Here is a 6,000-nt window from a genome sequence, read left to right as displayed (position 1 = left end):
ATCGACGTCCTTGAAGCCGAACTCGATCGGCGAGCTCGTGTCCGAACTCTGGACAACGACGGGGTCGCTTGTTCCAACGAATGCCGCGCCACCGTTTCCGCCGCCCCCGCCGCCGCAGGAAAGGAGCAAGCCCAGGGACAAGGTGAGAAGACCGCGAGGCAAAACTTTCTTCATCACTTCATTGTCAGCGTCAATCTTGCTAGCTGACGTCCGAACGTGTCCCTTCTGTCTTCGATGTGTACAAATCCCCACTCCAATACGCTCGGTTGCGTCTGTTGCAGACTGACTGATTGCGCTACTCATTTGATGGATATTCGCGCGCAAGGTACCTCAGGGGCGCGCGGGCAAGCCCACAGTCGCTGGCCTGGGATCGAGAGTCACAGATGTCGGCCCCTGGAGATGGCTGCAGAACACGGGCAACGCGGGCGATTGAACGAAGCGATGCCGATCCACCCGAACATCTCAGTCGAGCTGTCGTGGCGTCGGTTTGCCGTGCGGCTCAGCCATCACACAGGTCTTGTGAGCCGATTCGGCACTGCAGACGCACTCATCCCTCGGTCCCGATCAAACGCCGCCGCCCCATCCACATGTTCGACAGCGCGAACAACGTGACGATCTGCACCTATTCTTCGCCAGCCCTCGGTAGCGCATGGTGAAGCCGAACTCCTGTTTGGTCACACGCAATAAGTGCTCGGCCATGGCTCAGATGCTGGTCTTCATCTGCTCCACGCACTCGGCCGCGGACTCCGGCTCGATGAAGGAGTTGAGCATCCTGCGCTTGCCCGGACGCATCGCCCTATGCGACGTCGCCTCCGGGCTTCGGCATGCCCGTGCCTCGCCTTGTGATCCGGTGTCGCCGAAGGCCACCTGCTCTTCACCAGCAGCAGTGCTCCGCCGACGTTGATGTCGCTCACATTGGTTGCGGTGCCCACCGCCGTGTGCGTTAGGCCCGAGGCGGCATCCGCACCCACGTGCGCTTTCATCCCGAAGCACCATGGAAGAGCTCGGGCAAGCTGCGCGAAGCCGGCGGTGGAGGCACTATCGGAAGCTCGCATCGCACGCCTGGAGGGCGACGGCAAGTTGAGCGTTTTCAAGGTCGATTCGCCGAGTGCCAGCGGACCTCGCCGCGAGAGGACGCGCCCCCTCTTACATGACCCGCATCCGATCCATGGCGCGACCGGTCACTAGTTCATGCATACAGGGTTGAGCTAAAAAGAGGCCGCAACCCATGCTTGCGGCCAAAGTTCCGTTCGCTCACTGAGGTCAAGCTACTGGCGGATCATTCTCGCGTCCGAAATGCCGGTGCTGGCCCATGGCCCCAATGAAATCGGCGATGGCCTCGTCTGCAGCAGACGCGTCGGCAAGGATCAGTCCAGGGTCCGCAGAACCATCGGGCATGGTCATCGGAATCTGAGCTTCGGCGAGCAGTGCTTGCGATGAACCGAAGGCCAGGATGGTTTTGCAGTGCCAGTATTGAACGCGCAGAAACTCGAGCGTGTGCGCGTCCGCGTCCAGGCTCGCCACTGCATCTTCTCCGTCCGGAAGCACCAGGGCGTCGAATAGGAAGCCCGGCGAGTTCTCCATGGTTGCGTCGGCGGCGAACTTCTCGCCGCCGATGCCCACGTAGGTTCCGAGCCGCGGCGCGACGAGTCGCGGCACCGCACCTGCCGCCACCAGAGACGAAACGAGTTTGCCAAGCGACTTGCCTTCAACGCCGTTGGCGACAAGGACCGCGATCTTGCGCGTGCGGATGCCGCCATCACCTGGCCGCGCCAACAACGACAAGGCCGGTGAGTTCTCGACCTCGGGTGTCGCGGGGTTCTCGAGCGCCTTGGGCAGAGGTGCCGGCAGGTCCATCCCCAGGTCTTGCGCGAGGCGCGCCGCTAGATCGGGCGAAGCGTTCAGCAGGCTCGCGACGACGCGCTCGCGGATCGCCGGCACGGTGACCTTCGACAACTCGAAGCGGAACGCGTTGCCGATGTGAGCTTTTTCCACTTCCGACTGGCTCTCGAAAAACAGCCGCGCCTGGGTGTAGTGATCCGCGAACTTCTCGGGCTTGATGCGGACCTTGTCCGCGCTCTCTTTTGCATCGATGCGCCGTGCCACGCTGGTGAAGCCCTGGGCCGCCCCGGCTTGGAAGGGGCATCCGCCAGCGAGCGAGTTGGGCTCGTAGGCCACGCGTCCGCGGTGGATCGCCTGGCGATGCATGCCGTCGCGCTGATTGTTGTGCACTTGAGCAATCGGCGCATTGATCGGAAGCTCGTGGAAGTTCGGCCCGCCCAGGCGGCTGATTTGCGTGTCGACGTAGGAATGGATCCGGCCTGCCAGCAGCGGGTCGTTCGTGAAGTCCAGGCCCGGCACGATGTGGGCGGTGCAGAAGGCCACCTGCTCGGTTTCGGCGAAGAAATTGTCGGGGTTCCGATTCAGGACCATGCGCCCAACGATCTGCACCGGAACCAGTTCCTCGGGGATGATCTTGGTCGCGTCCAGGATGTCGAAGCTGAACTGTTCGGCCTGCTCTTCGGTGAAGATCTGCAAGCCCAGTTCCCACTCCGGATACTCGCCGGCCTCGATCGCCTCCCACAGGTCCCGCCTATGGAAGTCTGGATCGGCACCGGAGATCTTCACGGCTTCTTCCCAGACCTGCGAGTGCGTACCAAGCTTCGGCTGCCAGTGAAACTTGACGAGCACCGATTCTCCCGCGTCATTGACGAGCCGGAAGGTGTGGACGCCGAACCCCTGCATCATCCGATAGCTGCGTGGAATCGCGCGGTCCGACATCAGCCACATCAACATGTGCGTGGACTCCGGCATCAGCGAGACGAAGTCCCAGAAGGTGTCGTGGGCGCTGGCAGCCTGCGGCATCTGGTGATGCGGCTCCGGCTTCACCGCATGCACCAGGTCGGGAAACTTGATCGCATCCTGGATGAAAAAGACCGGCATGTTGTTGCCGACTAGATCCCAGTTGCCTTCATCGGTGTAGAACTTGACCGCGAATCCCCGCACATCACGGGCTGTGTCCTTGGAGCCGCGCTCGCCCGCGACGGTCGAGAAGCGTACAAAGACTGGCGTGATCTTGCCGGCCGCCTTGAATGGGGCAGCCTTGGTGTATTGGGTCAGGGGTTCATAGCACTCGAAGAAGCCGTGCGCAGCCGACCCACGCGCATGGACGATGCGCTCGGGAATGCGCTCATGGTCGAAGTGGGTGATCTTCTCGCGCAGGATGAAGTCTTCGAGCAACGCCGGACCGCGCGCGCCTGCCTTGAGCGAGTTCTGGTTGTCGGCGATGGCTACGCCTTGGTTGGTGGTCAACACCTGCCCGCTGGAGTCCACACGGACGCGATCAAGCGTGTCGATCGTGGCATTGACACCTTCAAGTGCCACGGTGCCGGTCTTGCCGGAGAAGTTCTGTTCGGAGAGCGTGCTCCCGGTAGGCAACCTCGAAGGAGGACTCACGTTGGCGCCGACCGGCGGTGTCGGCGCGTTCGCCTCTCCGTATTCCATGGGCTTGTTCGCGTTGGCAAGCATGCCGCGAGCAAGCTCCTGGGTGTCGATCGCCTTTTGGGCGGGCGGGTCACCTTTGCCCGCGGCGGGCGGGGCGGGTGAGGCGGGACCGCTGTCGGTGTTTCGTGCCGCGGCGCGTGCCGCATCGAGTTCGGCTGGTGGGGTGGAGGGTTTTTTGGTGGCCATGGCGGTCTCGTTCAAAGGGAGCGCGAGCGTAGGCGTCACTCACCCCGACCTATGTAGGAAATCGTCTCGCTTCAAGTGGTCCTTATTCGACTCCGACGGCTTCGATATCGCTGGGTCGACCGCTACGGCTCGGCCTTCCGGGCGCTGGCGTTCCTGTTTGCGCGTCTGTGCCCTGGCTGCCTGATATTCGCCGGCGGCCGGCGGCCGGCGACCGTGCCCGGCGATGTGACGCCATCGTCTTACAGGGAAGTCGGAATGTGTCAGCCACGCTGTTTAGACACAAGGAGCACCCGATGACCCAGCCCCAGAAACCCGAACCCACCGAAGAAGAAGTCGAGGCCCTGATCGAGAAGGCTCGAACCGAAGCGCAACTGCGCGTGGCCGATGTCCATGTCGAAGAGGGCACAGTCAGGTCCGAGAAGGCGCAGAACTCTCCGCATTCGGACGACCACGACTAACGCGTTCACGGGTCGACAAGTAGCATTCGCCGGTCAGGCCACAACGCTCAAGATCCGGCGAAACCGGAAATGAACGGTAGCGCGAGGCGCTCAGCGGCTGACGCCGTTCTCTCTAACGCATCGCCGACCTCGAAGGCACGACCACTACAAGACCTTGGCCGCCGCCCAATCACCTGGATCGGCCATGTCGGCCGGTCCGTAGCGAGTATGTGCCTGCTTCGAGCGTGAGTTCGAACAGCTGATCGGGCACAGCGGAGGCAGCTAGTCGACTTCCACCTGCAGCGTCTGGCCCGGGGGTCACCAGCCCCCGCGCCAACTATCGGCCTTGGTCCAGAACCGCAGCGCCTTGTCGCTCGGCACCGTCACACTGCTCGGCGGAATCAGGCTTCAGGGCGATCCGCTGTTCGACCAGTCTCCCATCGCGACAATCTGCGATCGGCCCCATGCCTTCAGACAGACTCGACGCCGTAAGTCAACGGCGCGGAAGACTCATCGACGCGCGCCCTTGGCGACTCGGTCATTTATCAATGCACGATCAGCGTCGTTCGCGTGCCGCATTGCGAAGCTCGCGAATCTGATCGTGGCTCTTCTGAGCTCCTTCAGCCTGCTTTCGGATCACTTCGCGAACATCGACCGGCAGATTCTTCTTGAGAGCCTTGCGATAGCGCCCAAGACCGGTGTCCTCACCGCGCTCGCAGGACTCCAGGATGGACAGTTCGTCGTCGGCGCCGACGCTACCCTTCACATGAACCCAACCACGATGCATTGCGCCGGCGGCCGTGCCGCCTGACGCTGGTTCGCCGCCGTAGCTGCGGATTAGTTCGATCAGTTGGATGCCGGCCTGGCGGCACCCATCGGCGCGACGCGCAAAGAGCTGCTTCGCGTTGGCGTTTGCGACCTCCTCGGCGCAGGCACGGAAGCCGTATTCGCCGTCGCGAGCGTTTTCAAGCAAATCATTCAGGATGTCGACGAGATCGTCATTGGAGAGGTCTTCCTGCGGAGACTCGCGCTCGGCGAACTCTCCGGCGTAGTAGGTTTCGCTGGCCCGGTCCCATGCGGCGCGGGTGGCCGGGCGAGCCTGCGACCAGTCGAGGCGCGAGGCCCCCCGACGGCTTTCCCATTCAGTGGCTAGCGCGGGTTCAACCGCTTCGAAATCGGCGCCGCGCCGATCCCGGCCTGTCCAACCCAGTTCGTAAGCCGGACCATAGTCGTCGTAGGGGCGTCCAGCATCGACATACGTTTCCTTGGCGTAGTTCTCGCGCCAGTAGGCATCCTCCATGGTGGGATTGACGCCTTCGGCCGCGGCCTTGCCGCCGAGGCCGCCTGCCACCGCGCCCGCGACGAGACCGACCACTGTGCCCACGGGACCCCCAAGGGAGCCTGCCGCCGCGCCGGCCAATGCGCCTGCAGCGGCGCCAAGGCCAGTGCCGACAGGGTGCGCCCCAGGGGCGCCGGTGATGGGGTCGCGGTTCGGTTCGCCGTTGCCAAGTTTGCCGTCATCTGTTGCCATGCGCGTCTCCTGAATTTACGTAGAAAGGGGGTTGTTCGCCTGTCCCCAGACGGTTCCTCACTTTGACGACGGCAGTGAGCCCACGTGTCGTCGCAATGTTCTCGCCTCCGTAGGTCTCAATCCCGCAAGGAGGACGCGAAGCGAGCATGCACGGCGCATTTGCCGGGCCGGTCCGTCGAGGGGGAATCGTGCGAAACAAATGCGGCGTGCGCGTCGTCGGGCGTTGAGCCCTCGATGAACAGACCCCACATCGCGGGCCGTTCGAGACGAAAGCCCAATGGTGATCTCCATCACCGCCATGCGATGGCGGAGTACGGGAGTACACGTGTCGGACAATGATGC

4 protein-coding genes are annotated in these 6,000 nt (G+C 63.2%); 2 read left to right on the top strand and 2 right to left on the bottom strand.

Translation table 11 applies throughout. The features are described 5' to 3' along the window. Window positions 1-207 (top strand): hypothetical protein (locus tag QTI24_RS31070; protein ID WP_286605751.1); only part of this gene is annotated, 207 nt, incomplete at its 5' end. Between the two features lie 1,056 nt (window positions 208-1,263). Here the strand turns inward: QTI24_RS31070 and QTI24_RS31060 are convergent. Further along, complete coding sequence (locus tag QTI24_RS31060; protein WP_286605750.1) at window positions 1,264-3,690, bottom strand: catalase; 2,427 nt, start codon at window positions 3,688-3,690, stop codon at window positions 1,264-1,266. Window positions 3,691-3,983: 293 nt separating this feature from the next. Here QTI24_RS31060 and QTI24_RS31055 point away from each other — a divergent pair, with 293 nt between their 5' ends. After that, window positions 3,984-4,148, top strand: coding sequence for a hypothetical protein (locus tag QTI24_RS31055; RefSeq protein WP_286605749.1), 165 nt, complete (start codon window positions 3,984-3,986; stop codon window positions 4,146-4,148). A 535-nt stretch (window positions 4,149-4,683) separates the two neighbouring features. On the opposite strand, the gene QTI24_RS31045 is transcribed toward QTI24_RS31055, so the two are convergent. Then, window positions 4,684-5,658: a ferritin-like domain-containing protein gene (locus QTI24_RS31045; RefSeq protein WP_286605747.1), complete on the bottom strand. Its 975-nt coding sequence runs from the start codon at window positions 5,656-5,658 to the stop codon at window positions 4,684-4,686. Window positions 5,659-6,000: the final 342 nt, after the last annotated feature.

This window comes from Variovorax sp. J22P240, from assembly GCF_030316855.1.
Taxonomy (GTDB): domain Bacteria; phylum Pseudomonadota; class Gammaproteobacteria; order Burkholderiales; family Burkholderiaceae_C; genus Variovorax.
The sequence above is the reverse complement of the archived record's forward strand: the minus strand, read 5'-3'. Positions and strand labels throughout refer to the sequence as shown.